A 26,965-nucleotide genomic window follows, 5' to 3' on the forward strand; every position below is an offset into this window, starting at 1 on the left:
CTTTCTCTTATCGCCCCCAGGGTTCAAATTCTATAGGGGCGACATCTATTCTGCCGCGGGGGGACACCCCCCGAGCGTTGCCACGTCCGACAGCCGTGGCGCGTCTTCCATAGCTTTCTGCTAAGGCCGGGCAGCGCGCATCGATACAAGACCCGAAAGGGGAAACATGCGGGCCGATCTGCGGGGCGGTGTTCAAGTGCCCGGCCGCCCAGTTTGCACGGGCGAATCCAAGTTTGGAATCAGGAGTTCGCTATGCGGAAGATATCTTCCACTGCGCACGTGCGCACCTTCACGACCAGCTACAGGCATTTCCGCGTCAAGGCAACTGAAGGTAATCGCTATAGTGGGATGCGATGCGTTCCATGGATTCGGTTAGGTGGGGTGTGGTTGGAACGCGCAGGCTTCAAGGTCGGGCAAGCGCTCAAGGTGGAAGTACGGAATAAGGTTGTCGTGATTTCCTCGGAGTAGCCGCAGTGGGAAGGGATTCGTAGATGCTCTGCTACGGATCCCCCAAACTCTGCCAGCGACGACAGAGAAGGGACGAAGGGGGCAGATCTATTTCTGAGACTTGGAATAGGTTTGCCCCCTTTTTCGTTTATCCTCACTACCGAAGAGATGAAAAGAACTGTTTCATGCGAGCATCTGGATATCCATCGACGAGATATTTTCGAACACTCGGCTTAAAATCACTAGAAATTTCATAAAATCTCGCTATCGTCTTCTCTTTAACCAATACGACCCAACCAGAAGCGACTAATCGATCGAATTTATCCGACGCCAACCCCGGGACTTTGTTGGAAAATTTAATGTGAGATGCTTTATTATCAATGAACCGATCGCCTCGAAAAAATGAATGAAGAAAGCGCTTCGCCTCGGCCTTCACCATGGCCTGCTCACCATCCTTGTTGGCTTTTGAAAGTGCAAACACCTCACGAAGATCGCCGGCATCACAGGTTGAATCGATCATTGACGGCTCTAGGTTAACTCTACGCACGTGAGAGCCACCGCAATTCTCGAACACGGAATACATGAACATTGTCCGAGCGAATTTACAATTCAATAGATTCTTATAACCCCTAAAGCGGGAGTTCGTAACAACCAAATCTGAAAAATCTATCGCAGGAAAACCATCCTTTATAAACAATCCATTCAACGTCTTAGACGTCGAACCATTTAAAGACAGACCGTAAATCTCGAGAAGCTCTGCCGTTGCATCCTCTATTGATCGCTCCCGCACGCCAAAGAACAATAGAAGCAAGGTCTCTATTGCCCCCCTTGCATTCTCACGCTCGATCGGCGACACCTTATTGGTATCACTTGAGATTGCTCGATCACGAAGCTGTGGGATCAATTTTGATATTGCAGCCTTGACCTCATCAATATTACGAGAAAAATAGAGTCTGAGCTCGCGCGTTTCTTGACCATCCGCACTTAATCTACTCAACGATCGAATGACCTCTGACTCCAAACTGCTTCTCAAAATCCCCTGCAGCGTGAAGAGCATCTCAAAGTATGAGGTGAGAAACGAATATCGCAACTCAAAGTTGTCGGCCCTTCTTACCAAAAGAGGATTCAACGACAGCTTTGAAAAAATATCCTGAGAACGTGTTTCATAGATGATCTGCAACCTAGACCGCATCTCGGCCGCAGTCCAAGTGAACCCAAAATCGGAAGCAAGCCCCCCTATAATTTCAACGACTTCCTCCAAGGGAATTCCGAGCGCTTGACGAGTTTCTTCGCGCCGAAGTATAGAGTGAATTATATGGTCCGTAAGCTGGTTATTTGAAGCGTAAGGAGTTAAATCCTCACTCAACTCAAATTCCTGCCCACCCCCCTCCTTCAATTCATCTTCAACAACCGTTGCTGCGATATCAGCAAGAAAGGGAACGATTCGACCATCGTGATCATTCAGCTTTATCCTCTCAATTTGCGTCATAACCTTTTCAACCAGGTTTCTTGCGTCATCATACCCCTGGAATCGCTTGGTGACGTAGTGCCTACAACTATCGATATCAAATCCCAGTAATTCATACTTTGAAATGGCTAGCCCCTCCAAATCCACAACATCCGCGACCACATTATCACGGGTTGTCAGTAGAATATTACTACTCCCCAGTTGATCATGAAGGTCCTTTAGCGACCTCAGAAATGCAGCCGGATCGAATCTATCTTGAAAGAGTGAACTCAATTCATCCAGGCCGTCGATAATAACCGTCAAGTTTCCGCAAACCACAGCGAGATCAAACGCCGACCGCTCATAGACATTCGTGTGACCCTGGCATTTTGCATATAGCTCATAGATATCGTATATCGAGTCCACGGAGGATTGAATAACACCATTCTCTTCGATATATCGCTTTATCAGCTCCGCTTGAACCAGAATGACGGATGACCGCAGATCATTTCTAAAATGCAGGTTCTTTGCCACCGATAAGCACAAGGACGTCTTACCCATTCCACCGGGAGCAACGACCAGATGTGCCGCCATGCTCGACGGCGTTTGCAACTCTTTTGTCAAATGATCCAAGGCTGAAGCAACTCTCATTGAATTGCCACTCTCGGCGTCACTGCATTCGAGGCTCTGGTTAGTGTAGTTCTCTACAGTCGCTGGAGATGAACCTTTTTTTAGCGACGGATCGATACAATAATCCCAAATGTACTCTTTATATGTATACTCGTACAGCTGGGTTGAAAGCTTGTTCTCGGAAAATACCGTTGCAATTAGCTCTTGCTCCGGCCTAGCACTCCGAGGACGAAGGACTGTCATCTCAGCAGGCTTTACTCCAGAAGCTAGAAGTTTCCGAGCCGCATGCTGTGCAGTCTGGGTAATGTTAGCGTTTGCGTGTAGGGCAAAGAAGTAACCGAGCGAAGGGGACTTAGTTTCCCACAACTCGTATTTGATTCTATTCGAGCCAGAAAAATCGGTTCCACCGCTCGAATCCACAATAGCACGGCGATTAGGGTGATTCAGCCCAATGAGTTCCTCAATCCGGGTAAATTCATATATTTTTTCCCGAACTACCAACGTCTTCTGTTTCTTGGGCCTTTGTACTTTTCCGGTCCCTCGAATGAGGACTATAAGCTTCTCTACGCTCTTCTCGTATTGCTGGTCGTCGGAAAAATCAATGTAAAAGTGACCGGAAAGGTACCTCGGCGTGGATTCCTCCTCGCGCTTCAGAACGACCAACTTACTTTTTTTCTTTTCGAGCATTCCATCCCAATGCGCCGCACTTGCCAGGAAGGTTTCAATGCCCACACCACCTGAGCGTTCATCCGACTTCTTCTTATAGTTTTTCGTTGCTACGATAAGAATCAGCGACGCGTCATGAACAGCGCTCTCCATGAAAAGATTCTTATCAACTAGAGAATCGAGGTCGTAACCGTCCCATGTTACATGTATTTCTTCAATTTCTTCGAGCGTATCGGCGAGTTTTCTCACCCAACCGATATGGTTTTCGTTATCCCAGCTATAAGAAATGAAGATTTTAATTTTATTCATTTTTCCTTCCCTGCACTGCCTTTCCGTGTTCCGGCAAGCACAATTATCGATGACGAGCTGTTCGTGTCACGCAGCACGCCGCATCGTTAGCATCGCCGACGCAGCCCTTCGCAAGCCAATACCCGCATGGTGTCGGTGGCCTGCTACGCTACAGAGTTCTTTGAACTCCTAGCGCCGGAATTAGACTTGAAATCCTTCATTACTGTTTGAAAAACACTGCCTGATTGCAATATTAAGATAGACCAAAACCGAATAGAAAGGAACCAGACCTGTCACTAACTGTAGAGAATACCGCACTGGCAATATGGTCGACGTCTTAGTCTTATTTTCCGGAGCAAGTGCAATTTCCCGACCGCTCACCCCTCCGTCTTCCGCCGAAAAACGGCTTCCTCTGGATTTTGAATAGCAGACAGAATGTTCTCGGCTACTTTCTCGATAAGTTTTGTGCCCCAGAAAGGATCTGACATATCGTAGTAGATGACGCGAATGTGCTGCAAATCAAAAGGCACATCCTCTTCGCGAGAGGACACTAAGACGACGGGTTTCTCGAGTGCGTGTGCGAGACCCAGTTCATAAAAGACATTCGGATTTCTTGTAGTAAGTTCCGCGACAAGTACCTTTGCACTGACGATGCCATCCCAAACTTGATCCATGATCTTTCCTGTACCGAATATATCGGCGTCGGCACGAACAGCCTTTAATCCAGCTTTTTCTATCGCGGTCTTGTAAATCTTTTCGTAGTAGTCACCGAGTGGGGGTGCAAACGGTTGCATCACAAAGCAAGTATCAGTAGCGCTAATGTTTGCAGCCTTCCCTAACTTCTTTATTCGATCCGATGTCGAAGAGAGTGCAGAAACGTCAGCAGATACATCCAGCAAACGTACCTTTTCTCCATGGCGCTCCAGAAGTTGTGCTGTTTCGAGGCTTTCGAGAAATACTTGCTTAAATTCCAAGAAACTCTCGGCGGGCACTCCATACGTTTCAACAACAGTGTTCTTGAAGAACTGATCGTCCGGTAGGTTCTCCCCTCTGTAGTGCTGGTATACCTCAGCAATGTCCGGAGCCTTCAGAATTGCTTCGCGATAGCCATCAATCTCGTCGTTTGGAGATTGCGGGCGAAGAATCCTTTTGGCAAGCGCAGTCGGTTGGATCTGCCCTGTTGTCGGGCGCTCCACCAAGCCGAACTTGGAGGCCGAGCTAACCTCAACCTTAAACGGCCCCCCAACACCGACCCCAACGAAAGCTGCAGCTTCGGCCACGGAGCACGGGCGGCCTGCGTTTTGTTCAAGAATTGCTCGGGCTATCCGAATACATTTTGCTACAGGATGCCTAGGGAACTTTGCACGAGAAGAATCAACATCGGCCCGCGTCGCTGCCGTTTTCCGGTTCGGCGTACGAATCGTCTTTCTTGGCTTCTTAGTAGTGGCCATCTCCCGCTCCTTTCTATTTGAGTTAGCGTTTGATCCAATCAGAATACTCCAACCTCGGAGGCATGTGGCTAAGCTACTTGCGTCTAGCGCTCTGATGACCATCTAAATTGCATCGCAGCGTTCATGACATCATGCGCCATCTTGCACTGGCCAACGGAAGCATGACAATAGTCAAAGACGCGCCTCCCCAAACGATCACCAATCGAATCGGCTAGAATTCGGACGCCCTACTTCCTACGAAGTACGATGCCGTGAGCATTCGTATTTCTTAACGACAGTTCATCTAGATAATCGAATCTTACTTTCTTCTGCATCCCTGTATTTTGCATAAGCCAAAGCCGGATCGCACGGCTCACAAACCTCGTCTCAGAAAACGTCGCAGCGCGCCCATGGCGAGTTTCGCTTGATACAAAACGCCCATCTTTACGGTGGCCCCCTTCCCTTGCCAGTGCACCTTTGGCGATATCAGCTACCAGATCGGACCGTGAGGTAAGTACGTGCATCGGTCTATGGTTGTTTGCGCACGCACAAAAAAAAAGTGCGACGATCGTTTGATCGCCACACCGTCTCACCTCTTGCAAGAGTTTTCTCTGGTCGTCATACGGGCTATATGTCCAAACACTCACCCATGACACCATAAGACAAATCTCGTGTCGCTCGGACCACTACCACCTCAATCCCAGCTCAACGCCCCACCCGTCTGATACTCAATAACCCGAGTCTCAAAGAAGTTCCTCTCCTTCTTCAAGTCAATCATCTCAGACATCCACGGGAACGGATTCTCCTCATTCTGGAACAACTGATCCAGCCCAATCTGCTGGCACCGACGATTGCAAATGAACCGCAGGTAACCCTTAAACATCGGCGCATTCAACCCCAACACCCCACGCGGCATCGTATCCTCAGCGTAGCGATACTCCAGATCCACCGCCTTCTTGAACAACTCAGTAATCTCGGCCTTGAACTCCGCCGTCCAAAGATGCGGATTCTCCAGCTTGATCTGATTGATCAGGTCAATACCAAAATTGCAGTGCAGCGACTCATCACGCAGAATGTACTGATACTGCTCCGCAGCCCCAGTCATCTTGTTCTGCCGCCCCATCGCCAGGATCTGCGTAAAGCCCACATAGAAGAACAGCCCTTCCATGATGCAGGCAAACACGATCAGCGACTTGAGCAGCTTCTGGTCGTTTTCCGGCGTGCCGGTCTTGAACGACGGATCCGTCAGCGTGTCGATGAACGGGATCAGGAACTCGTCCTTGTCGCGGATCGACTGCACCTCATGGTACGCGTTGAAGATCTCGGCTTCATTCAGGCCGAGGGACTCCACGATGTACTGGTAGGCGTGGGTGTGGATGGCCTCTTCAAAGGCCTGGCGCAGCAGGTACTGGCGGCATTCCGGCGCGGTGATCTGGCGGTAGGTGCCCAGCACGATGTTGTTGGCGGCCAGCGAGTCGGCGGTGACGAAGAAGCCGAGGTTGCGCTTGATGATGCGGCGCTCGTCTTCGGTCAGGCCGTTGGGGTCTTTCCACAGGGCGATGTCGCGGGACATGTTGATTTCCTGCGGCATCCAGTGGTTGGCGCAGCCGGCCAGGTATTTTTCCCACGCCCACTTGTACTTGAACGGCACCAGCTGGTTGACGTCGGTCGAGCCGTTGATCACGCGCTTGTCGGCGGCGTTGACGCGGCGGTTGCTTTGCAGGGCGGCGGCGTTGGGGTTGTTGCCCAGGATGCCGGGCTGCGTGGCGGCCGGCGGCAGTACGCCTTGTTGGTCGGCGGTGGTGGCAGCGGGTTGCGGGGCAGGCTGCGGTGCGGCCTGCGGGGTGGCTTGAACGTCGTCGTCCCAGCTCAGCATGATGTGGTTCTCCGTGATTCGATTTGGGGGCGGCGGTTTGGTCGGATTTGACGCTGCACTTCGTGGTGGCGCCGGCCCTCACCCCCTCCCCTCTCCCGCAAGCGGGAGAGGGGAGCAAACCGAGGGTGGCTTTTACTCTCTTACGTTATTGGCAGGCTTCGCACTCTTCAAAGCCAGGGTCGCCCGGGCGCATCGTGCAGACCGCGCCTTCGGCTTCCGGCATGGCCGGGGCCGATGCGGCGGCTGCGTCCAGGGCGGAGCCGCTGTCGCTGCCCGACGACACTGCGTTCAGCGAGCCGCGCGACACGGTGGACTTCTCCACGTGGGTCGCAGCCATGGTGCGCAGGTAGTAGGTGGTCTTCAGGCCGCGCAGCCACGCCAGCTTGTAGGTGTCGTCCAGCTTCTTGCCCGAGGCGCCTGCCATGTAGATGTTCAGGGACTGGGCCTGGTCGATCCACTTCTGGCGGCGGCTGGCGGCTTCCACCAGCCAGGTCGGCTCCACTTCGAACGCGGTGGCGTAGATGTCGCGCAGGTCTTGCGGGATGCGGTCGATGCGCGACAGCGAGCCGTCGAAGTACTTCAGGTCGGCAACCATCACCTCGTCCCACAGGCCGCGTTCCTTCAGGTCGCGCACCAGGTAGTCGTTGACCACGGTGAACTCGCCCGACAGGTTGGACTTGACGTACAGGTTCTGGAAGGTCGGCTCGATGCAGGCCGACACGCCGATGATGTTCGAAATGGTCGCGGTCGGGGCGATCGCGATGCAGTTCGAGTTGCGCATGCCGTGCTGCTTGATGCGGGCGCGCAGCGCGTCCCAGTCCATCGTGCTCGACAGGTCCACTTCCAGGTAGCCGCCGCGCTCTTCAGCCAGCAGCTTGAGCGAGTCCTGCGGCAGGATGCCACGGTCCCACAGCGAGCCGGCGTAGGTCTGGTAGCGGCCACGCTCTTCGGCCAGCTCGGTGGAGGCCTGGTAGGCGTAGTAGCACACCGCTTCCATCGAGGTATCGGCGAACTTGACGGCGGCGTCGCTCGAATACGGCGTGCGCAGCACGTGCAGGCAGTCCTGGAAGCCCATGATGCCCATGCCGACCGGACGGTGGCGCAGGTTGGAATTGCGTGCCTTCTCAACCGCGTAGTAGTTGATGTCGATCACGTTGTCGAGCATGCGCATGGCGGTGCGCACGGTCTTCTGCAGCTTGGCGTGATCCAGCGCGAAGGTGCCGTCGGCCTGTTTGGTCATGTGGGCGACCAGGTTGACCGAGCCCAGGTTGCACACGGCGATCTCGCTGTCATTGGTATTGAGCGTGATTTCCGTGCACAGGTTGGAGCTGTGCACCACGCCCACGTGCTGCTGCGGGCTGCGGATGTTGCACGGATCCTTGAAGGTGATCCACGGGTGGCCGGTCTCGAACAGCATGCCCAGCATCTTGCGCCACAGTTGCAGCGCCGGCAGCTTCTTGAACAGCTTCAGTTCGCCGCTGGCGGCCTTGGCTTCATAGCCCAGGTAGGCGCGCTCGAATTCCTTGCCGACCTTGTCGTGCAGGTCCGGGCAGGTGGCGGGCGAGAACAGGGTCCACTCGCCGCCTTCCATCACGCGCTTCATGAACAGGTCCGGAATCCAGTTGGCCGTGTTCATGTCGTGGGTGCGGCGGCGGTCGTCGCCGGTGTTCTTGCGCAGTTCCAGGAATTCTTCGATGTCCAGGTGCCACGTTTCCAGGTAGGCGCAGACCGCGCCCTTGCGCTTGCCGCCCTGGTTCACCGCCACGGCGGTGTCGTTGACCACCTTCAGGAACGGCACCACGCCCTGCGACTTGCCGTTGGTGCCCTTGATGTGCGAGCCCAGTGCGCGCACGTTGGTCCAGTCATTGCCCAGGCCGCCGGCGAACTTGGACAGCAGCGCGTTTTCCTTCAGCGCTTCGTAGATGCCTTCCAGGTCGTCCGACACGGTGGTCAGGTAGCACGACGACAGCTGCGAGCGGCGGGTGCCGGAGTTGAACAGGGTCGGCGTGGACGACATGAAGTCGAACGACGACAGCAGCTGGTAGAACTCGATGGCGCGCGCTTCGCGGTCCTTCTCGTTCAGCGCCAGGCCCATGGCCACGCGCATGAAGAAGGCCTGCGGCATTTCGATGCGGGTTTCATCGATATGCAGGAAGTAGCGGTCGTACAGGGTCTGCAGGCCCAGGTAGTTGAACTGGAAGTCGCGGCCGGCGTCCAGCGCCGCGCCCAGGCGGGCCAGGTCGTAGGTGGCCAGTTGCTCGTCCAGCAGTTCGGCTGCAATGCCGCGGGCGATGAACTTGGGGAAGTACTCGGCGTAGCGGCTGGACATCTCGGCCTGGGTCACTTCGGTGCCCAGGATTTCCTTGCGGATGGTGTGCAGCAGGATACGGGCGGTGACCTGGCTGTAGTCCGGGTCCTTTTCGATCAGGGTACGCGCGGCCAGGATGGCGGAGTCGTACACCTGCGTCATCGGCACGCCTTCGTACAGGTTCTTCAGGGTTTCCTTCAGGATCGGCTCGGCGCTGACGGCGTTGCCCAGGCCCGAGCAGGCGTTGTCGATCAGGTCGTGCAGCGCGGCGATGTCCAGCACATGCGTGACGCCGCCATCGGTCACGTTGACCGAGATGCCGCCTTCCTGCACGCGGGCCACGGCCTGCGCGTTGGCTTGCGCGCGCTCGTCCTTGCGCTTCTCGCGGTACAGCACGTAGGCGCGGGCCACTTCATGCTCGCCCGAGCGCATCAGCGCCAGTTCCACGTGGTCCTGCACGTCTTCGATATGGATGGCGCCGCCGTTGGGGCGGCTGCGCACCAGCGCGCGCACCACGTTGTCGGTCAGTTGCTCGACGATCTCGCGCACGCGCGCGGAAGCGGCGCCCTGCCCGCCGTTCACGGCGAGGAAGGCCTTGGTCATGGCAACGGCGATCTTGGACGGCTCGAAAGCCACCACGGCGCCGTTGCGTCGAATGATCTTGTGATCCGGGTAGTTCGTATTGGCGGCGTTGGGGGTCTGCTGCGCGGTCGGTGCTGCATTGGCAACACCAGCGGCGGCGGCGCCACCCGTGGTGATTTCGTTCTGGGCCGTTTGCATGAGAACTCCTGTTTTTACCCTGGAAATAAGAGACAAAGAGTCCCTGGCGAAATGCGGCGAAAAGAACGTCCCTCCCGACTCGAAAAGCGGGTTCGGACAGACTGCCTTCACGTGAACATTTCGCCAGGGACTCTTGTGATTCGCTGGCCTTACGGGGCGGTTTCGGGACGATGCACGAAGTTCGTGATCCCCGACTCACCCTTGGGCCGGCTCCCCGGTTTGACTACTAGATATAGTGGGTGCTGCCTGAAACTGGGCTAAGTATAGTGAAACGAATCCGAATGACCAGTCTTGACAAGCGCTTTTTGGGGGGCGGTGGCGCCGATGCGGCGGCGCCACATGCCCGCAAGCCTAATACTCGCAAGGGTTTTCGCCAGACCGTTCGCAACTGCACATTTCACAAAAATTTTTTTGATTGTTGCGAGGTTGCGATAGCCCCACGCAGAGGCAGGGCATGTGCGCCGGAACGGGGCGCGCGGGGCCGGGAGATGACGTTAAGAATTCGTCACCCGACCAGCCGCGCCAGGGCGCTGGTAGGGCAACATGCCGGGCGCCACGCCTGCCTGGCTGGCAAAGCGCGCCCAGTCGAAATGCGGGCCGGGATCGGTCTTGCGGCCGGGGGCGATGTCGCTGTGGCCGGCAATCGCGCGCACCGGATAGGCGGCCATCAGCGCAGGCACCAGCGCGGCCACGGTGTCGTACTGGGCCAGGGTGAACGGCAGGTCGTCGCAGCCCTCGATCTCGATGCCGATGGAAAAATCATTGCAGCGCGCGCGGCCGAAGAAGTCCGACTGCCCGGCGTGCCAGGCCCGCTGCGTGCACGGCACGAACTGCACCAGCTCACCCGCGCGGGTGATCAGGAAGTGCGCGGACACCTGGACCTGGTGGATGGTGGCAAAGAACGGGTGCTTATCGGGATCGAGCCGGTTCTGGAAGAGGGCTTCGATGTCGCCGCTGCCGAACTGGCCGGGCGGCAGGCTGATGTTGTGCAGCACCACCAGCTCCACCGGCATGCCGGCCGGGCGCTCGTCAAAGTTGGGCGACGGCACGCGGCGCGCGGCGGGAACCCAGCCGTCGGCGTCGGGCAGGTAGCGGTGCGCGGCCCTGGTCATTGGGTGCCCTCGCCTTCCATGGTGCCGCGGTCGGCGGCGTCCATGGCCTCGCGGATGCCCAGCTGCTGGATGCGGTAGCGCAGCTGGCGCAGGTTCAGGCCCAGCAGCGGCGCGGCCGCGGTGCGGTTGAAATTGGTTTGCGCCAGGGCCTGCAGGATCAGCTCGCGCTCCACGGCTTCCAGCCGTGCCGGCAGGTCGATCGGGAAGACGATGCCGCGGCAGGCGCGCTCGGTGGGATCGGCGGCGGGCTCGGGTTCGGGCGCGCTGGCGGCGGGGGGTGCCACGGGTGGTGGCTCTGCCGGGGCCGGGGCCAGGACCGGCGCGGCGGCCGGCGGCACCGCCCACATGCCTGCGGTGCCCCAGGGCGCGTAAGCGCTAGGCGCCATCGGGTTAGGCGCCAGCGCCGGCGCGGGGGCATGCCGCTCGGCGCCGTCGTCCAGCGGGCCCAGGTCGGCCAGCTCGATCTCTTCGGTTTCGGCAAAGGCGTAGGCGCGCTCCAGCAGGTTCTCCAGCTCGCGCACGTTGCCCGGGAAGGGATATGCCACCAGCCGTTGCAGCGCGGCCGGCGTCAGCCGCTTGGGGCGCGGGTCGCCGTAGCGCACCGCCAGGTGGTCCAGGATGGCGCGCGCCAGCACCGGGATGTCTTCACCGCGCTCGCGCAGCGTGGGCATGCGCAGGGCCAGCACGTTCAGGCGGTAATACAAGTCCTGCCGGAACTGCCCGGCCGCCACCATCGCCGCCAGGTCCTTGTGGCTGGCGCACATCACGCGCACGTCGACAGCGTCTTCGCGGCTGGCGCCGATCTTGCGCACGCGGCGCTCCTGCAGCGCTCGCAGCAGCTTGACCTGCATCGGCAGCGGCAGGTCGGCCACCTCGTCGAGCAGCAGCGTGCCGCTGTTGGCGGCCTGGAAGAAGCCGCCGCGCTCGGCGTCCGCACCCGTGAAGGCGCCTTTGACGTGGCCGAAGAACTCGGACTCCATCAGGTTCTCGGGGATGGCGCCGCAGTTGACGGCGATAAATGGGTGCGCGGCGCGCCCGCTGATCGCATGGATGGCTTGCGCGGCGCGCTCCTTGCCGCTGCCGGATTCGCCGCTGATCACCACCGGCGCCATGCTGCGCGCCAGCCGCGACAGCGAGCGGCGCACCTCCTGGATGGCGGCGGAATGGCCGGGCAACAGCGCGGCGGCGCGGTCGGCGGCCTGCTCCACTGCGGCGGCGGCGTCGGCATCGGCGCTGTCGCGCTGCTGGCGGCCCAGTGCGTTCAGCACCAGGCTGCGCAGCTGCTCCAGCGACACCGGCTTGGCGATGTAATCGAAGGCGCCGGCCTTGAGCGCTTCCACGGCGTTGTCGGCGCTGCCGTAGGCGGTGATGACCGCCACCGGGATGCGCTCGGGCGCGGCCGAGAGCTGGCGCACGATCTCGATGCCCAGGCCGTCGCCCAGGCGCATGTCGGTCAGCACCAGGCTGTAGCGGCCCTGCGTCAGCTTCTCGCGCGCCTCGGCCAGGGAGCCGGCCAGCACCACGTCATGGCCCATGCGGCGGATCGAGATGTCCAGCAGCTCGCGCAGGTCGGCCTCGTCGTCGATGACCAGGATGGGATCGGGCGCTTGGGACATTCGGGGTCGCATGGGTGGTGGCTGGATTGAACAGGTCAGGCGGCGGCGGTCGAAGCCGCATCCGCGCTCTCGATGCGCAGCGTCAGCACGAACGCCTTGCCCGGCAGTGTATCGCGCGCGGCGGGGGCCAGCATGCCGGTGCGCTCGAGCAGCGCCTCCAATGAGATCGCGCCATATCGCACCTGCGCGTCATTGGCACCGCACAGTTCACGCGCCATGAACAGGCCCAGCCCGGTGCCCTGGGCGTTGCTGGTGAAGAAGGGTTCGAACAGGCTGCGCTGGTGTTCGCGCGCCACCTCGGCGCCGTCGTTCCAGACGATCAGCTCGGCGTGGTGCTGGTCCAGCGCATGCGCCAGCAGCCGGATCGAGCCCGGCAGCCGGCTGCTGTAGCGCCAGGCGTTGTCCAGCAGGTTGCCCAGCACCTGCTGCAGCTGCGAGGCGTCGAACACCACCGGCTGGGCCACGTCCACGGTCAGCCGGATGGCGTTGGCGTTGACGTCGGCCCGGCCGGCAGGGCGGGTCTCGCCGGCGCGCGGGCGGCGCGAGCGCATTTCGGCGCGCCAGCGCTCGATGATCTCGGGCAGCGCCTGCGCCAGGTGCACGGTGCTGCGGCCGGTGCGCGGGCGGCGCGACATCTGCAGCACGTCTGACACCACCTGGTCCAGGCGGCGCACGTTGTCGTTGATGATGCGCAGCAGGCGGGCGTCGATATCGACGGTACCGCCCAGCTCCGGCGCGCCGGGATCGAGCCGGCCGGAGTCGCCAAGCAGCTCGCTGGCCTGGCTGATCGCCGCCAGCGGGTTGCGGATCTGGTGCGCGATGCTGGCCACCAGCCGGCCCATGGCGGCCAGCTTTTCCTGCTGCACCTGCTCGGCGATGCGTTCCCAGCTTTCGATATGGACCAGCACGGTGTCGCGCATCTCGCTGCGCAAGAGCGCCTCGTCCTCCTGCGACCAGGCCATGGCCTCGTTCTGGGCGATGGCCAGGCGCAGGCGCCCGGCGGCTTCGGGCGACAGTTCGCGCCATGCGGCCGTATCCAGCGTGGCCGGCACGGTGCGGCCATGCGCCATGGTCGAGCGCAAGCCGGCCAGCCCCGGCAGCACAAAGCGCAGCCGCAGGCGGGTGTGCTGCATGGTGCCGTCGGCCAGCGCGGTGCCGGAGGCCATCGGCAGCAGCTGCAGGATGCGCGGCACGTCGTCCTTGCTGCGCAGCCAGTCGCGCAGCATTTCCATCAGCGGCTGCAGGCGCGGGATGCGGCGCAGGTCGAACAGCTCGGCATCGCCACCCTGCCCGGTTGCGCCACCCGTCGTGCCATCCGTGGCGCCACTCAATCGCCGCGAGTGGAGTCGCTCATGCGACTGCACGCCCAGCAGCACCACCGCCGCGGGGTTGGCGGCCACCACCGCGCCGTTGGCGCGCACCAGCATCACGCCATCCTGCATGTCGTTGACCATCAGCCGGTTGACCATCTGCTGCAGGCGCAGCTCCTGCTCGCGCGCCAGCGCCAGGCGCTCCTGCGCGATCTGGCGGTTGGCCAGCATATACATCAGCAGCGCGGCGATCATGAACACCATGCCGAACAGGCCCGAGCCCAGCAGCCCGGCATCGGCCTGGCGCAGCAGGATGGTGTGCATGAAGGGCCCGCCCATTACCACCAGCGCGGAGAGCGCCGCGGCAAACAGCGCGAACAGCAGGCTGGTCAGCGCGCCGGCTTCCAGCGCGGGCAGCAGGAAGATCATGGCCAGGCCATCGGCCTGCCCGCCCCGCCCCAGCACGCTGAAGACCAGCGCCAGCAGGGCCAGGTCGGCCAGCACCTGCACCCGCACGCGCAGGTGGAAGCGGCGGCGCAGCAGCGTGCCGGCCAGCATGGCCAGGGCGATGCCAAGATAGGGCACGGCCACGCTCATGGCCGCCGCATGCACCATGCCGCCCAGGCCGAACGGCAAGGCAGGAATGGCGGCGCTGGTCGTCGTGGTGGCCAGTTCGCCGCGCCGCATCAGCGCAAAGCCGACCAGCAGCAGGCCCACGGCCACGCGGGTCCAGCAGAAATAGCGCAGCAGGCGCCAGTGGAAGTCAGGCGGTTCGGGCTGGCCCCACAACTGCGCCAGGGCACGCCAGGCGTTCAGCCGCTGCCAGCCCGACGACGCCGGCTCCGTCATGGGCGGGCACCGCCGCTGCCGTTGCCGTTAGCGCCCTCGGCCCGGCTTTCGTCAGGCAGATGGCTGCGGCGGCAGTAGTGCAGGCCGCGCCAGGCAATGGCCTCGCCCTGCGGCAGGTGCACGCCGCAGTGGGCGCACTGGACCATGGGTTCGGCAGCGTCGCCGGCCGGGCCGGCGGCGGGGCGCTGGCCGGCGTTGCGGGCCTGGCGTGCGCGCTGTTCAGCCAGCCGGGCCTCGGCGCGGGCGCGCAGCCACCAGAAGACGCCCAGCACCACGGCCAGCAGGATCAGGATACGTGCCATGGGGACTCAGACGCGGTGCAGGACGACTTCAATCACGAAACGGCTGCCGACATAGGCCAGCAGCAGGATGCCGAACGAGGCGATGACCCAGCGCAGCGCCACCTTGCCGCGCCAGCCGCGGTAGATGCGCCCGGCCAGGATGCCGCCGAACATGGCCCACGAGATCAGCGCGAACACCGTCTTGTGGTCCAGCCGGAAGGCGCGGCCGAAGAGTTCTTCAGAAAACAGCAAACCCGAGCCGATGGTCAGCGTCAGCAGCACAAAGCCGGCGCCGATCAGCCGGAACAGCAGCTTCTCCAGCGTCAGCAGCGGCGGCAGCAGGTCCAGCCAGCGCCCCAGCCACTCGCTGGGCTGCTGGTCCGCCGGGCGCGCCGGCGCGTGCCGGAAGCCATGCAGGCGCCGTTCGGCCAAGAGCATCAGGAAGGCGTGGAAGGCGGCCAGCGTGAACAGCCCGTAGGCCACGTTGGCGATGATGAAATGCAGCTTGAACAGCGGCCGCGCCGCGTAGCCCAGGATCTGCGAGCCGGGGAAGGCCAGCGGCATCAGGCTGGCCACCAGCGCCACCGGGATCACGATCAGGCCCAGCCCCGCCAGCGAGAAGAAGAAGCTTTCTATCCAGTAGATGCCCACGCCCAGCCACAGCATGGCCGACAGCGCAAAGGCAAAGCCGAACATCATGCGCTCGGCCGGGAAGATGGTTTCATGCAGCAGCAGGCCGTGGCTGGCCAGCGCCGCCAGCATCAGCACGTGCCACCAGGCCGGGCGCCCTTCGCCATGCGCGCCGCCGGCCGCAGGGTTGGGACCGCCGCCGGCCACCAGCACCGCCGATGCCGATCCGCCGGCCTGGCCGGCAGTGGCCGCAACACGCGGATGGCGCGTGGCCCAGCCATGGAAGGCCAGGCCGCAATAGAGAAGTGCCGTCAGGGCATACAGTACAATGACCATTTACGCAGTTTACCTTAGTGCCCACGGACGGTGGCGGCCGGTGTAACCGGTGTTCCAGGTCCGCCCCGTGTGCCGGACTGCCCCCGATTTCAGCCCCGAGCCCTGCTCAGACTTCTCCCCCGATTCCTGCCATGCTGGACAATCTCACTCAACGCCTGGCGCGTGTGGTCAAGACCATGCGCGGCGAGGCGCGCCTGACCGAGGCCAACACCGCCGAGATGCTGCGCGAAGTGCGCCTTGCCATGCTCGAAGCCGACGTGGCGCTGCCGGTCGTGCGCGAATTCGTTGCCCGCGTGAAGGAAAAGGCCATGGGCGAGGAGGTTGTCAGCAGCCTCACCCCGGGCCAGGCCCTGGTCGGCGTGGTCCAGCGCGAGCTGACCGCCGTGATCGGCGGCGCCGACGCGGCCGGCGGCAACAACAAGGAAGCCGAGCTGAACCTGGCCGTGCAGCCGCCCGCCATCATCCTGATGGCCGGCCTGCAGGGAGCCGGCAAGACCACCACCGTGGGCAAGCTGGCCAAGTGGCTCAAGGAAAACAAAAAGAAGAAGGTGCTGACGGTCTCGTGCGACGTCTACCGCCCCGCCGCCATCGCCCAGCTCAAGACCGTTTCCGAGCAGGTCGGCGCTGACTTCTTCCCGTCGCAGCCGGACCAGAAGCCCGCGGACATCGCCCGCGCGGCGGTGGACTGGGCGCGCAAGCACTACCACGACGTGCTGATCGTCGACACGGCCGGCCGGCTGGGTATCGACGAGCTGATGATGCAGGAAATCGCCGCCCTGCATGCCGAGCTGAAGCCCGCCGAAACCCTGTTCGTGGTCGACGCCATGCTGGGCCAGGACGCGGTCAACACCGCCAAGGCCTTCAACGACACCCTGCCGCTGACCGGCGTGGTGCTGACCAAGCTGGACGGCGATGCGCGCGGCGGCGCGGCACTGTCGGTGCGCCACATCACCGGCCGCCCGATCAAGTTCGTCGGCGTCGGCGAGAAGCTGGACGGCCTGGAGCCCTTCTACCCCGACCGCATGGCCCAGCGCATCCTGGGCATGGGCGACATCCTCGCGCTGGTCGAGGAAGCCCAGCGCGGCGTGGACATGGAAGCGGCCGAGAAGCTGGCCAAGAAGATCAAGAAGACCGGCGACTTCGACCTGGAAGACTTCAAGGCCCAGATCGGCCAGATGAAGAAGATGGGCGGCCTGGGCAGCCTGGTCGACAAGCTGCCGGCGCAGTTCGCCCAGCAGGCGCAGGGCGCCAACATGGACCAGGCCGAGAAACAAGTGGCCCGCATGGAAGGCATCATCAACAGCATGACGGCGGCCGAGCGCGCCAAGCCCGACCTGATCAAGGCCAGCCGCAAGCGCCGCATTGCCGCGGGCGCCGGCGTGCCGGTGCAGGAAGTGAACCGCCTGCTCAACCAGTTCGACCAGATGCAGTCCATGATGAAAAAGCTCAAGGGCGGCGGCATGATGAAGATGATGCGCCAGATGGGCGCGATGAAGGGCGGCATGAAGGGCCTCTTCAACCGCTAGCATCCGTCGCCGCAAGCCGACTTGCTTCCCCGCAAAAGAACAGGAAAGACATCATGATGAGCGCCGTACAGGCCCGCGAGCTGTGGGCCAACTCCGAAGAAATCGTCTCCGCCGCGGAAGTCCAGGCCTCATTGGACCGCATGGCCACGGAAATCACCGCCAAGATGGGCGATGCCTTCCCGCTGGTGCTGTCCGTGATGGGCGGCGCGGTGGTCTTCACCGGCATGCTGCTGCCCAAGCTGGCGTTCCCGCTGGAGTTCGACTACATCCACCTCTCGCGCTACAACAACAAGACCGTGGGCGGCGAAATGCAGTGGCGCGTGGCCCCGCGCGAATCGGTCAAGGACCGCGTGGTGCTGGTGCTGGACGACATCCTGGATGAAGGCGAGACCATGGCCGCCATCCGCGAGCGCATCATGGACATGGGCGCCAGGGAATTCCACGCCGCCGTGCTGTGCGAGAAGACGCTGACCAAGATCAAGCCCATGCACCCGGACTTCTGCGGCTTTGCCGTGCCGGACCGCTATGTCTTTGGCTGCGGCATGGACGCCAAGGGCTACTGGCGCAACCTGGACTCGATCCGGGCCATGGTTTGAGTTTGATCGCCTCTCGGTTTTCTCCCTCTCCCGCACGCGGGAGAGGGAGCACACAATCGGTTCATGGAGAGGGGAGCACCCCCATCGCTTACGCCTGGTGCGGCGCCAAAATCGGCCACAACGAGGCCAGCAGCAGCACGGCCATGCCGATATTGAAGGCGCGCAACACCCGCGGGCGCGCCAGCCAGCGCCGCAGCGCCGAGCCGCACAAGGCCCACATCGCCACGCTGGGCAGGTTGACCACCCCGAAGATCCCCGCCAGCAGCAGCACGTTGAGCCACAGGTTGCCGTGCAGCACATAGGTGCTGCACGCACCCACCGCCATGACCCACGCCTTGGGATTGACCCACTGGAACGCCGCCGCGGCCCAGAAACCCATCGGCCGCTTCACCTGCTGGTCCTGCACGCCGCCGGCGGTGGCCAGCTTCCATGCCAGCCACACCAGGTAGACCGTCGCCACCACGCGCAACGCCTGCCAGGTCCACGGAAAGGCGTGGAACAGCGATCCCAGCCCCAGCCCGACCAGCCCCACCATCAGCGCAAAGCCAATGCTCACGCCGAGCAGGTGCGGCAACGTGCGCACGAAGCCGAAGTTCACGCCCGAGGCGAGCAGCATCGTGTTGTTGGGACCGGGGGTGATCGACGACACCAGCGCAAAGCCGGCAAACGCGGCAAAGACACCGGTTCCGGCGGCGAGTTGGGACACTTCCATGACTGACTCCAGGGGCATTCAGGTGCTTTCAGAGAAATCAGTCTAAGGTCAGTCAACGGTACAGTACCGGTACAATTTATCAAAAATAGGCCGATACAGGGATCGTCAGTTTTCCCTTATGTCGGATGGCACAGGAGGTGCCGCAGGCTGCCAGCACAAACGCCAGGGCAGCCGCAGCATGCGCTTCTTGAGCTGGCGCGCCAGCGGCTCGGACGGCCGTGTCAAGCGCCGCTGCACCGCTTGCGCCTGCCGTGCCTGCGCTTCCATCGCCAGCCAGTCCTGCCATGCCGTCCCCGCCGCCACCGCTCCCCCCAGCCACGCCGCCATGGGCGACTGCCACTGCCGCCGCCGGTGGAAGTCGAGCGGCGACCGTCGTCGCCGGTGCAGCGCCGCCCTCCCCCACGCTCCGGCCGCGGCGATGCCCTCGCGCAGCCGCAGCATCAGTTTGCGCAGGCCAGTCATGTCCATATCCGCTCCCGGGATCTGCTGCCCTCATGCCGAGGCTCAGGCCGCGCCGGGCCCGTTGGCCGGTGGACCGCATCAATGATGGCTGCGCTGTCATTGCCCTGAGACCAGTCCGGCGCCATGGCTCCCCTCGATTCAAATTACCGCATCCTGCGGAGGTGAGGAAATTCTAGTCAGCAAAAAGCGTGATTCAAGATGAAATCTTGAATTGCCGAAGCACAGGAAATATAACGATTCCGATCTAATACAAAATTCGATCACGGCGCGTCCCGCGCACACCATTCTTTCCATTTTTTTAACCACGCCTTGCTTATGTTTGTTCATTTCAGTGACGTTGGAAGGGGGGATTTATCGCCGAATATCGAGCCTTATGCAATATTTTACGCAGCTCACACAAAAAACTTGAAGCCATGGCGCATAAATTTGAACATGAGTATCTAGCCCCATATCCAGTCAATCCAACTTCTACAACCAAGAATAAGCAGTCAATTTATTTCATCAATTTCAGAAAATTATGAAATCATGAAACCATGAAAATGCGGGTAGCATTGCGGGAGAATTTTCAATGGCATCCGCCATAAGCGCGAGCCGGTGATGTTCTACGCCACGGCGACACATAACCCGTCGCTCGTGCGCGTCTACCTGACCAAGGCATCGCATGACACGCCGGGAGTGCCACTGGTGCCCAAGGAGGTCGATGCGCAAGCCTGGATGCCCGCACAGTAGCAGCTCGGGCCGGCGTGACGGGTGCACACCCGCCACGCCGGCCCGCCGGAAACATGGCCGCCGGTGCGGCCGCGAAGCGACCCACGACCACACCATGCACCTGTCACCGCTTGCCCAACTGCTGATTGCCCACCTTGGCGACCTGGGCAGCCAGTGCGGCCTGTCCCGCACCGCCAGCCAGATCCTGAGCCTGCTCTATATCGCCCCGCGGGCACTGAACGCCGATGAGATCGCGCAGGCGCTGAGCCGCTCGCGCTCCAATATCAGCGTGGGGTTGAGGGAGCTGGATTCCTGGAACCTGACTCGCCCCTCCCAGGCCGATGTCCCGCGCGACCGGCGCGAATACCTGCGCGTGCCGGCCGACGTGTGGGTCAGCTTCCGCACGCTGGCCGCCGAACGCAAGCGCCGCGAGATCGACCCGGCCCTGCGGGCACTGCGCGCACTGCGCCAGGAGGCCGACGTGAGCCAGGACGACCCCCAGCTGCTGGCGCGCATCGATGCGCTGGTGGAACTGCTGGCGCTGCTCGGCAACTGGCTGCACGGCATGCAGCGGCTGGACGACGAGACGCTGCGGCGCACGCTGCGCCACGGCGCCGCGCAGGAGCCGTACTGAGCCTCAGCCGCTGCCTGACTTGCGGCGCCCCGCCGGCGCCATCAACGCTCGCTGCGATACGGGCGTTCGCGCAGCCATTTGGTGGCGATCCACTTCTCGCCGGACGCCACCGGCAGCCCGGCGTGCAGGGTGCGGTCGTCCAGCGTGCCGTCCGGCAGCAGGTAGCTGAAGTACACCGCGTTGCCCTTGACCGGGGCCACCTCCAGGCCCACGCGCGGGAACGCGGTGGCGCCGCCCGCCTCGGGCGTGTTCAGGTAGATCACCAGGGTGGCGATGCGCTGCCCGCCGACGGCAAGCTGGCGCGCCTCGCCGGGGCGCTGCGGGTTGAAGTAGTCGAAGTGCGGCTGGTACTCGCCGCCGGGCTTGTAGTTGAGGATCTGCAGCCCTTCGCCATGCTCGGCCGGCACGCCGGTAACCGCGGCGATGCGGGCCTCGATGCGCGCGATCAGGGCATGCTCGGCCACCTGGAACATCGCGCCCATGCTGGTGCGGGCGTCGATCAGGTTTTCGTCGCCGGTGTCGGGGTTGACCACCGGCGAGCGCGCCAGCCGGCCGCGCGACAGCGCCACCAGGGCATCGCACTCGTCGTCGGTCAGCAGCTGCTGTAACAGCTGGACCTGCGGCGCCGCCAGCCGGAACAGGATCGGGACCTGGCGGTCGCCACCATCGGCCGCGTAAACCGCGTGGTTGCCGGCGGTGGCCGCGGGGCGGGGCTGTGCGGGCCGGCCCGGCTGAGCTGGCGTGGGGCCATCGGCACCAGGTGCAAACGCCGCGGCCACGGCCTGGCGCGCGAAGGCATCGTCATAGCCCGAGCGCAGCATCGACAGCACCAGCGCATCGGCGGCAAAGCCCTGCGCGACATGCCGGGCCAGCCAATGTTCGAGTTCGGGCGAGGATTCGGTGTAGCCGGCCTTGCCGCCGGCAACGGATGCTTCGCGGATCATGACGGGTTGGCTGCGACGCGTTGCGGCGAGAACGGGTTGCGGGCAGGCGGCTCCGCCACCGGTGCGCGCGGGCGCGACGGCGCGATCTCGGGTTCGCCGGCCACGGTGACGGTGGCTTCGGAATACTGCCAGCGCTTCCACGCCGCCAGCACGGCGTTGGGGTACTCGGGGCGGCCGCGGCTGCCGTTGTAGCGGCCCAGCGCCAGGTACAGGTCGCCCTGCTCGCGGTCCAGGTAGTAGCGCAGGATGGTGCAGCCGTAGCGCAGGTTGCTCTGCAGGTGAAAGAGCTTGCGCGCGTCGCTGTCGCCGATGGTGCGCACCCAGAACGGCATCACCTGCATCAGCCCGCGCGCACCGGCCGCGCTGATCGCGTACTTGCGGAAGTTGCTCTCGACCTGGACCAGGCCCAGCACCAGCGCGGGCTCCAGCCCGGCGCGCTTGGCCTCGTAGTAGGCCACTTCGATCAGTTCCACGCGCACCTGTGGCTCGGGGATGCGCGAGGCCAGCCGAGTGGACATCTCGCCCAGCCACTTCAGGTAAGCCAGGCGCTCGCCGCCGGATGCAAACACCGGCCGCGTGGGCCGGTCATCGGCAATGGCGGCGGCCAGCGCGCCGCGCACCGAATCGGCCAGGTCTTCTTCCTTTTGCGCGCCGGCGTGGGCTGCCATGGCCGCCAGGGCCAGCAGCAGCCCTGCGCCCAGGCGGCGGGCGGCGTCGGTCATGCCGCGGGCGGCGCGCATGGGGCTCAGTTCGCCAGCTGGCTGCGCACGTGGCCGACCACGTCGGCCACGCTGACGGCGGTGGCCTGCGCGTCGCGCCGGCCCTGGTACTCGACCTTGCCTTCCTTCAGGCCGCGGTCGCCCACCACCACGCGGTGCGGCACGCCGATCAGCTCCCAGTCGGCAAACATCACGCCCGGGCGCTCGCCGCGGTCGTCGAGGATGACGTCCACGCCGGCGGCGAGCAACTCGGCATGGATGCGGTCGGCCTCGGCCTTGACGGCCTCGGAGCGGTCGTAGCCGACCGGGCAGATCACCACCGCGAACGGGGCGATCGCGGCCGGCCAGATGATGCCGCGCTCATCGAAGTTCTGTTCGATCGCCGCGCCCAGGATACGGGTGACGCCAATGCCATAGCAGCCCATCTGCATCGGCTGGGTCTTGCCGTTCTCGTCCAGGAAGGTGGCGTTCATGGACTCGGAATAGCGCGTGCCGAGCATGAACACGTGGCCCACCTCGATGCCGCGGCAGATTTCCAGCGTGCCCTGGCCGTCCGGCGAGGCGTCGCCGGCCACTACGTTGCGCAGGTCGGCCACGACCGGCTCGGGCAGGTCGCGGCCCCAGTTGACGCCGGTGTAGTGGTAGTCGCGGTAGTTGGCGCCGCAGACGAAGTCGCTCATGTTGGCGACGGTGCGGTCGGCCACCACTTTGACCGGCTTTTTCATGCCGATCGGGCCCAGGTAGCCCGGCGGCGAGCCGAAGGCGTCGACGATCTCGTTCTCGGTGGCAAAGCGGAAGTCGGCCAGCCCCGGCACCTTGGACGCCTTGACCTCGTTCAGCTCGTGGTCGGCGCGGATCAGCAGCAGCCAGATCTCGGCGCCGGCCTCGGTGTCCTTGGCCAGCACGATCGACTTGACGTTGCGCTCCAGCGGGACGTTCAGGAATTCCGCCACCTGCTCGCACTTGACCTTTTCCGGGGTGAAGACCTTGACCAGGTCTTCCGTGGGGGCGGCGCGCCCGGCCAGCAGCGGCAGTGCCTCGGCGGCCTCCATGTTGGCGGCGTAGTCCGAGGTCGGGCAGTAGACGATGGCGTCCTCGCCGGTCTCGGCGATCACGTGGAACTCATGCGAGCCCGAGCCGCCGATGGCGCCGTTGTCGGCCGCCACGGCGCGGAAGTCCAGGCCAAAGCGGCGGAAGATGCGCACGTAGGCGTCGTACATGTTCTCGTACGACTTGCGCAGGCCGTCGGTGTCGCGGTCGAAGGAATAGGCATCCTTCATGGTGAACTCGCGCCCGCGCATGATGCCGAAGCGCGGCCGGCGCTCGTCGCGGAACTTGGTCTGGATCTGGTAGAAATTGACCGGCAGCTGCTTGTAGCTGCGGATTTCCGAGCGGGCGATGTCGGTCACCACCTCTTCCGAGGTCGGCTGGACCGCGAAGTCGCGCTCATGGCGGTCCTTCAGGCGCAGCAGTTCGGGGCCCATCTTGTCCCAGCGCCCGGTTTCCTGCCACAGCTCGGCCGGCTGGATCACCGGCATGGCCAGCTCCACCGCGCCGGCCCGGTTCATTTCCTCGCGGACGATGTTCTCCACCTTGCGGATCACGCGCAGCCCGATCGGCATGTAGTTGTAGATGCCGGCACCCAGCTTCTTGATCATGCCGGCGCGCATCATCAGCTTGTGCGAAACGATTTCCGCGTCGGCGGGCGCTTCCTTGAGGGTGGAAATGAAGAATTGCGAGGCTTTCATCCGTAATTTCTCTCTGGGCCGCTGAGGTCGGAAAAATCCGTCCCGGTGGAATCCGGGGGGCCGGCGGCACTGAATTATGCGCACGCGCCTGAAACTGCCCTTCCGCTCGGGGAAAACCAGCATCCCCCGGTCCGGGCCCGGCTGCGCGCTTCCTTTATAATCAGCGTAATTCTAAAGGATTCGAGGTGCAGTCATGCTCGATCGTGAAGGCTTTCGCCCGAACGTCGGCATCATCCTCCTCAACGCAAGAAACGAGGTTTTCTGGGGCAAGCGAATCGGCGAACACTCCTGGCAGTTCCCGCAAGGCGGCATCAAGTACGGCGAAACGCCGGAACAGGCCATGTACCGCGAACTGCATGAGGAAACCGGCCTGCTTCCGGAGCACGTCAGGATCGTCGGTCGCACGCGCGACTGGCTGCGTTACGAGGTGCCGGACAAGTTCATCCGCCGCGAGATACGCGGCCACTACAAGGGCCAGAAACAAATCTGGTTCCTGCTGCGCATGGCCGGCAGGGACTGCGATATCCACTTGCGCGCCACCGATCACCCGGAGTTCGACGCCTGGCGCTGGAGCCATTACTGGGTGCCGCTGGAGGCCGTGATCGAATTCAAGCGCGATGTCTACCAGCTGGCGCTGACGGAATTGTCGCGCTTCCTGAACCGGCACCCGCGCGTGCCGCTGAGTCCTTATGGCACGCACGGCACGCATGGGCCCCACGGCATGCATGGCCGCCACGGCGGGCCGCGCAGCCAGGCGCTCAGCCGAGCCCAGCAGGCGCAGCAGGCCGACGCCGACTGCAATGCCGAGGCCGGGCATGCGGAGGAGCACCTATCGCCGGCGACGCCGGTTTCCACTTCACGGAGCACTGATGAATAGTATGAGCGGCCTGGGCCGCCGCCGCGGCCTGAGCGCTGCCGGATTGCTGCTTGCCGCGGCCAGCCTTGCGCTGGCCGGCTGCAAGACCACCGGCAAGGAGATGGCGCAGGAAGACAGCACCTGGATCAACCCGTTCGCGCCCAAGACCTTCGAGGAAGCCAAGGCGATGCTGCCGGCGCCGCCGCAGGACGCCAACCTGATCCCGTTCTCGGTATCGGGCACCGGCTCGCTGTCGTTTGCGGTGGATGGCAAGTCGGTCTCGGTGGGCAAGGACAAAGTGGTGCGCTACACCGTGGTCACCACCAGCGACAGCGGCGCGCGCAACGTGACCTTTGAAGGCATGCGCTGCGACGTGTTCGAGCGCAAGCTCTACGCCACGCTGCCGAAGGGCGCGACCGAATGGGTGCCCAACAGCAGCGACTATGGCGAGACCTGGCACCGCATGGAGACCGGCGTGCGCAACGCCTACGCGGCCACGCTGGCAATCGATTTCTTCTGCGATTCCCATACCGTGGCCGGCACTGCCGACGCCATGGTGCGCGACCTGCAATCGCGCGCGCCGCGCAAGCGCTGAAGCGCGCGGCGTCGGCATGAAAAACGGCGGGGCTGCCAGGCAGTCCCGCCGTTTTTGGTTGCGCCCGGCCTTTAGAACCCATTTCATAATGAAGAAGGGTTCTTAGCCGCGATGCCGGGTCAGACCAGCACGAGGTTGTCGCGGTGGATCAGTTCGGGCTCGTTCAGGTGGCCGAGCACGGATTCGATCTCGGACGAGGGCTTGCGCGCGATCAGCCGCGCTTCGGCGCTGGAATAGTTGGTGATGCCGCGCGCGACCTCCTTGCCCTGGGTGTCGACGCAGGCGATCACCTCGCCGCGGGCGAACTCGCCCTGCACTTCCGTCACGCCGATCGGCAGCAGCGACTTGCCGCCGCTGGTGAGCTTCTCGACCGCGCCGTTGTCGATCACGACCCGGCCGCGCAGCTGCAGGTGGTCGGCCATCCATTGCTTGCGCGCCGTGAGCCGCCCGGTCGGCGCCAGCAGCTGGGTGCCGATGGCCTCGCCCGCGGCCAGGCGCTCCAGCACGTTGGCCTCGCGCCCGGAGGCAATGGTGGTGTGGGCGCCGGACTTGGCCGCGCGCTTGGCCGCCAGGATCTTGGTCAGCATGCCGCCGCGCCCGATCGACGTGCCGGCCCCGCCGGCCATGGCTTCCAGCTCGGGCGTGCCGGCCAGGGCCTCGTCCACGAACTGCGCGGCCGGGTCCTTGCGCGGATCGGCGGTGTACAGGCCGCGCTGGTCGGTCAGGATCACCAGCACATCGCCTTCGATCAGGTTAGTCACCAGTGCGCCCAGCGTGTCGTTGTCGCCGAACTTGATTTCGTCGGTGACCACGGTGTCGTTCTCGTTGATGATCGGCACCACGCCCAGGGACAGCAGCGTGAGCAGGGTCGAGCGCGCGTTCAGGTAGCGTTCGCGGTCGGCCAGGTCGGCGTGGGTCAGCAGCACCTGCGCGGTGCGGATGCCGTAGCGGCCGAACTGGCTTTCGTAGACCTGCGCCAGGCCCATCTGGCCCACCGCGGCGGCGGCCTGCAGCTCGTGGATTTCCTTCGGGCGGCGCACCCAGCCCAGGCGCTGCATGCCTTCGGCGATGGCGCCGGAGCTGACCAGCACCACTTCCTTGCCGGCCACGCGCAGCCTGGCGATCTGGGCCGCCCAGCGGGCGATGGCGTCGTGGTCCAGACCCTTGCCGTCGTTGGTGACCAGGCTGGAACCGACTTTGACGACGATGCGCTTTGCCTGCGCGATGACCGATTGCATGACGGGAATCCTGTCTGTAGGAACTAATGCTGTTCAGTTAAGGTATCAAACGCCACTGTCGTTCCCGCGCAGGCGGGAATCCAGCGTCTTTCACGTCCCCTTTGGGGATGAAGTCACTGGGTTCCCGCCTGCGCGGGAACGACGGTGGTTAACTGAACGGCATTAGTCTGTAGGAACGCGTTTTACACCGGGGCCTGCGCCGCCCCATTGTGTTCCCCTCT

At 63.0% G+C, this 26,965-nt stretch carries 22 protein-coding genes; 7 read left to right on the forward strand and 15 right to left on the reverse strand.

The annotated features are described in order from the left end of the window. Positions 1-252 precede the first annotated feature (252 nt). Positions 253-468: a SymE family type I addiction module toxin gene (locus tag ACREYQ_RS14530; protein WP_432258273.1), complete on the forward strand. Its 216-nt coding sequence runs from the start codon at positions 253-255 to the stop codon at positions 466-468. Positions 469-604: 136 nt separating this feature from the next. Here ACREYQ_RS14530 and ACREYQ_RS14535 read toward each other — a convergent pair whose 3' ends face one another. The 9 genes from ACREYQ_RS14535 to ACREYQ_RS14575 form a co-directional block, all read right to left on the reverse strand. Further along, positions 605-3,499, reverse strand: a complete 2,895-nt coding sequence (locus ACREYQ_RS14535) for a TIR domain-containing protein (protein WP_432258274.1) — start codon at positions 3,497-3,499, stop codon at positions 605-607. A 356-nt stretch (positions 3,500-3,855) separates the two neighbouring features. Further along, a complete protein-coding gene (locus ACREYQ_RS14540) occupies positions 3,856-4,929 on the reverse strand; it encodes a hypothetical protein (RefSeq protein WP_432258275.1) in 1,074 nt (357 codons plus the stop codon). 673 nt (positions 4,930-5,602) lie between these two features. Beyond that, positions 5,603-6,784: a ribonucleotide-diphosphate reductase subunit beta gene (locus tag ACREYQ_RS14545; RefSeq protein WP_432258276.1), complete on the reverse strand. Its 1,182-nt coding sequence runs from the start codon at positions 6,782-6,784 to the stop codon at positions 5,603-5,605. A gap of 145 nt (positions 6,785-6,929) precedes the next feature. Continuing rightward, entirely contained in the window at positions 6,930-9,872 is a 2,943-nt protein-coding gene (locus tag ACREYQ_RS14550; protein ID WP_432258277.1) for a ribonucleoside-diphosphate reductase subunit alpha, read from the reverse strand. 494 nt (positions 9,873-10,366) lie between these two features. Continuing rightward, entirely contained in the window at positions 10,367-10,984 is a 618-nt protein-coding gene (gene ampD, locus ACREYQ_RS14555) for a 1,6-anhydro-N-acetylmuramyl-L-alanine amidase AmpD (protein WP_432258278.1), read from the reverse strand. Next, complete coding sequence (locus tag ACREYQ_RS14560) at positions 10,981-12,612, reverse strand: sigma-54-dependent transcriptional regulator (protein ID WP_432258279.1); 1,632 nt, start codon at positions 12,610-12,612, stop codon at positions 10,981-10,983. Before ACREYQ_RS14560 ends, ampD begins: the two co-directional genes overlap by 4 nt. A 23-nt stretch (positions 12,613-12,635) precedes the next feature. Continuing rightward, entirely contained in the window at positions 12,636-14,759 is a 2,124-nt protein-coding gene (locus tag ACREYQ_RS14565) for a sensor histidine kinase (protein WP_432258280.1), read from the reverse strand. Continuing rightward, positions 14,756-15,061: a PP0621 family protein gene (locus ACREYQ_RS14570; RefSeq protein WP_432258281.1), complete on the reverse strand. Its 306-nt coding sequence runs from the start codon at positions 15,059-15,061 to the stop codon at positions 14,756-14,758. Before ACREYQ_RS14570 ends, ACREYQ_RS14565 begins: the two co-directional genes overlap by 4 nt. Positions 15,062-15,067: 6 nt before the next feature. Continuing rightward, the gene (locus ACREYQ_RS14575) at positions 15,068-16,006 is read right to left on the reverse strand and encodes a cytochrome C assembly family protein (RefSeq protein ID WP_432258282.1); all 939 of its coding nucleotides are present in this window, start codon (positions 16,004-16,006) and stop codon (positions 15,068-15,070) included. Positions 16,007-16,137: 131 nt separating this feature from the next. Between ACREYQ_RS14575 and ffh the strand changes: the two genes are divergently transcribed. Both ffh and ACREYQ_RS14585 read left to right on the forward strand, forming a co-directional pair. Further along, a complete protein-coding gene (ffh, locus tag ACREYQ_RS14580; RefSeq protein WP_432258283.1) occupies positions 16,138-17,532 on the forward strand; it encodes a signal recognition particle protein in 1,395 nt (464 codons plus the stop codon). Between the two features lie 53 nt (positions 17,533-17,585). Further along, positions 17,586-18,128 carry a hypoxanthine-guanine phosphoribosyltransferase gene (locus ACREYQ_RS14585; RefSeq protein WP_432258284.1) on the forward strand — a complete coding sequence of 181 codons (543 nt, stop codon included), beginning with the start codon at positions 17,586-17,588 and terminating at the stop codon, positions 18,126-18,128. Between the two features lie 88 nt (positions 18,129-18,216). Here the strand turns inward: ACREYQ_RS14585 and ACREYQ_RS14590 are convergent, their stop codons facing one another. Together ACREYQ_RS14590 and ACREYQ_RS14595 are read right to left on the reverse strand one after the other, a co-directional pair. Continuing rightward, positions 18,217-18,840: a LysE family translocator gene (locus ACREYQ_RS14590; protein WP_432258285.1), complete on the reverse strand. Its 624-nt coding sequence runs from the start codon at positions 18,838-18,840 to the stop codon at positions 18,217-18,219. Positions 18,841-18,945: 105 nt separating this feature from the next. After that, positions 18,946-19,302 (reverse strand): hypothetical protein, encoded by a 357-nt coding sequence (locus ACREYQ_RS14595; protein ID WP_432258286.1) that lies wholly within the window; start codon positions 19,300-19,302, stop codon positions 18,946-18,948. Between the two features lie 597 nt (positions 19,303-19,899). Between ACREYQ_RS14595 and ACREYQ_RS14600 the strand changes: the two genes are divergently transcribed. After that, a complete protein-coding gene (locus tag ACREYQ_RS14600; protein WP_432258287.1) occupies positions 19,900-20,031 on the forward strand; it encodes a hypothetical protein in 132 nt (43 codons plus the stop codon). Positions 20,032-20,125: 94 nt separating this feature from the next. After that, the gene (locus tag ACREYQ_RS14605; RefSeq protein ID WP_432258288.1) at positions 20,126-20,644 is read left to right on the forward strand and encodes a GbsR/MarR family transcriptional regulator; all 519 of its coding nucleotides are present in this window, start codon (positions 20,126-20,128) and stop codon (positions 20,642-20,644) included. Positions 20,645-20,685: 41 nt separating this feature from the next. Here ACREYQ_RS14605 and ACREYQ_RS14610 read toward each other — a convergent pair whose 3' ends face one another. Genes ACREYQ_RS14610 through ACREYQ_RS14620 form a run of 3 tightly spaced genes read right to left on the reverse strand, consistent with a single transcriptional unit; the run spans position 20,686 to position 24,055 of the window. Beyond that, positions 20,686-21,588: a 2OG-Fe(II) oxygenase gene (locus tag ACREYQ_RS14610; protein WP_432258289.1), complete on the reverse strand. Its 903-nt coding sequence runs from the start codon at positions 21,586-21,588 to the stop codon at positions 20,686-20,688. Then, positions 21,585-22,328: a lytic transglycosylase domain-containing protein gene (locus tag ACREYQ_RS14615; protein ID WP_432258290.1), complete on the reverse strand. Its 744-nt coding sequence runs from the start codon at positions 22,326-22,328 to the stop codon at positions 21,585-21,587. Before ACREYQ_RS14615 ends, ACREYQ_RS14610 begins: the two co-directional genes overlap by 4 nt. 5 nt (positions 22,329-22,333) lie before the next feature. After that, complete coding sequence (locus tag ACREYQ_RS14620) at positions 22,334-24,055, reverse strand: proline--tRNA ligase (protein WP_432258291.1); 1,722 nt, start codon at positions 24,053-24,055, stop codon at positions 22,334-22,336. 193 nt (positions 24,056-24,248) lie between these two features. On the opposite strand from ACREYQ_RS14620, the gene ACREYQ_RS14625 reads away from it, so the two are divergent. Together ACREYQ_RS14625 and ACREYQ_RS14630 are read left to right on the forward strand one after the other, a co-directional pair. Then, positions 24,249-24,932: an RNA pyrophosphohydrolase gene (locus tag ACREYQ_RS14625; protein WP_432258292.1), complete on the forward strand. Its 684-nt coding sequence runs from the start codon at positions 24,249-24,251 to the stop codon at positions 24,930-24,932. Then, the gene (locus ACREYQ_RS14630; protein ID WP_432258293.1) at positions 24,925-25,506 is read left to right on the forward strand and encodes a CNP1-like family protein; all 582 of its coding nucleotides are present in this window, start codon (positions 24,925-24,927) and stop codon (positions 25,504-25,506) included. Before ACREYQ_RS14625 ends, ACREYQ_RS14630 begins: the two co-directional genes overlap by 8 nt. A gap of 119 nt (positions 25,507-25,625) precedes the next feature. On the opposite strand, the gene proB is transcribed toward ACREYQ_RS14630, so the two are convergent. Continuing rightward, positions 25,626-26,744 (reverse strand): glutamate 5-kinase, encoded by a 1,119-nt coding sequence (gene proB, locus ACREYQ_RS14635; RefSeq protein WP_432258294.1) that lies wholly within the window; start codon positions 26,742-26,744, stop codon positions 25,626-25,628. Positions 26,745-26,965 lie beyond the last annotated feature (221 nt).

It is taken from the genome of Cupriavidus sp. TMH.W2 (genome assembly GCF_050847365.1).
Taxonomy (GTDB): Bacteria; Pseudomonadota; Gammaproteobacteria; order Burkholderiales; family Burkholderiaceae; genus Cupriavidus.

Coding starts and splice junctions, on each gene's coding strand:
- ACREYQ_RS14530 (WP_432258273.1), top strand. CDS start 253: ATGCGGAAGATATCTTCCACTGCGCACGTGCGCACCTTCACGACCAGC.
- ACREYQ_RS14535 (WP_432258274.1), bottom strand. CDS start 3,499: ATGAATAAAATTAAAATCTTCATTTCTTATAGCTGGGATAACGAAAAC.
- ACREYQ_RS14540 (WP_432258275.1), bottom strand. CDS start 4,929: ATGGCCACTACTAAGAAGCCAAGAAAGACGATTCGTACGCCGAACCGG.
- ACREYQ_RS14545 (WP_432258276.1), bottom strand. CDS start 6,784: ATGCTGAGCTGGGACGACGACGTTCAAGCCACCCCGCAGGCCGCACCG.
- ACREYQ_RS14550 (WP_432258277.1), bottom strand. CDS start 9,872: ATGCAAACGGCCCAGAACGAAATCACCACGGGTGGCGCCGCCGCCGCT.
- ampD (WP_432258278.1), bottom strand. CDS start 10,984: ATGACCAGGGCCGCGCACCGCTACCTGCCCGACGCCGACGGCTGGGTT.
- ACREYQ_RS14560 (WP_432258279.1), bottom strand. CDS start 12,612: ATGCGACCCCGAATGTCCCAAGCGCCCGATCCCATCCTGGTCATCGAC.
- ACREYQ_RS14565 (WP_432258280.1), bottom strand. CDS start 14,759: ATGACGGAGCCGGCGTCGTCGGGCTGGCAGCGGCTGAACGCCTGGCGT.
- ACREYQ_RS14570 (WP_432258281.1), bottom strand. CDS start 15,061: ATGGCACGTATCCTGATCCTGCTGGCCGTGGTGCTGGGCGTCTTCTGG.
- ACREYQ_RS14575 (WP_432258282.1), bottom strand. CDS start 16,006: ATGGTCATTGTACTGTATGCCCTGACGGCACTTCTCTATTGCGGCCTG.
- ffh (WP_432258283.1), top strand. CDS start 16,138: ATGCTGGACAATCTCACTCAACGCCTGGCGCGTGTGGTCAAGACCATG.
- ACREYQ_RS14585 (WP_432258284.1), top strand. CDS start 17,586: ATGATGAGCGCCGTACAGGCCCGCGAGCTGTGGGCCAACTCCGAAGAA.
- ACREYQ_RS14590 (WP_432258285.1), bottom strand. CDS start 18,840: ATGGAAGTGTCCCAACTCGCCGCCGGAACCGGTGTCTTTGCCGCGTTT.
- ACREYQ_RS14595 (WP_432258286.1), bottom strand. CDS start 19,302: ATGACTGGCCTGCGCAAACTGATGCTGCGGCTGCGCGAGGGCATCGCC.
- ACREYQ_RS14600 (WP_432258287.1), top strand. CDS start 19,900: ATGTTCTACGCCACGGCGACACATAACCCGTCGCTCGTGCGCGTCTAC.
- ACREYQ_RS14605 (WP_432258288.1), top strand. CDS start 20,126: ATGCACCTGTCACCGCTTGCCCAACTGCTGATTGCCCACCTTGGCGAC.
- ACREYQ_RS14610 (WP_432258289.1), bottom strand. CDS start 21,588: ATGATCCGCGAAGCATCCGTTGCCGGCGGCAAGGCCGGCTACACCGAA.
- ACREYQ_RS14615 (WP_432258290.1), bottom strand. CDS start 22,328: ATGCGCGCCGCCCGCGGCATGACCGACGCCGCCCGCCGCCTGGGCGCA.
- ACREYQ_RS14620 (WP_432258291.1), bottom strand. CDS start 24,055: ATGAAAGCCTCGCAATTCTTCATTTCCACCCTCAAGGAAGCGCCCGCC.
- ACREYQ_RS14625 (WP_432258292.1), top strand. CDS start 24,249: ATGCTCGATCGTGAAGGCTTTCGCCCGAACGTCGGCATCATCCTCCTC.
- ACREYQ_RS14630 (WP_432258293.1), top strand. CDS start 24,925: ATGAATAGTATGAGCGGCCTGGGCCGCCGCCGCGGCCTGAGCGCTGCC.
- proB (WP_432258294.1), bottom strand. CDS start 26,744: ATGCAATCGGTCATCGCGCAGGCAAAGCGCATCGTCGTCAAAGTCGGT.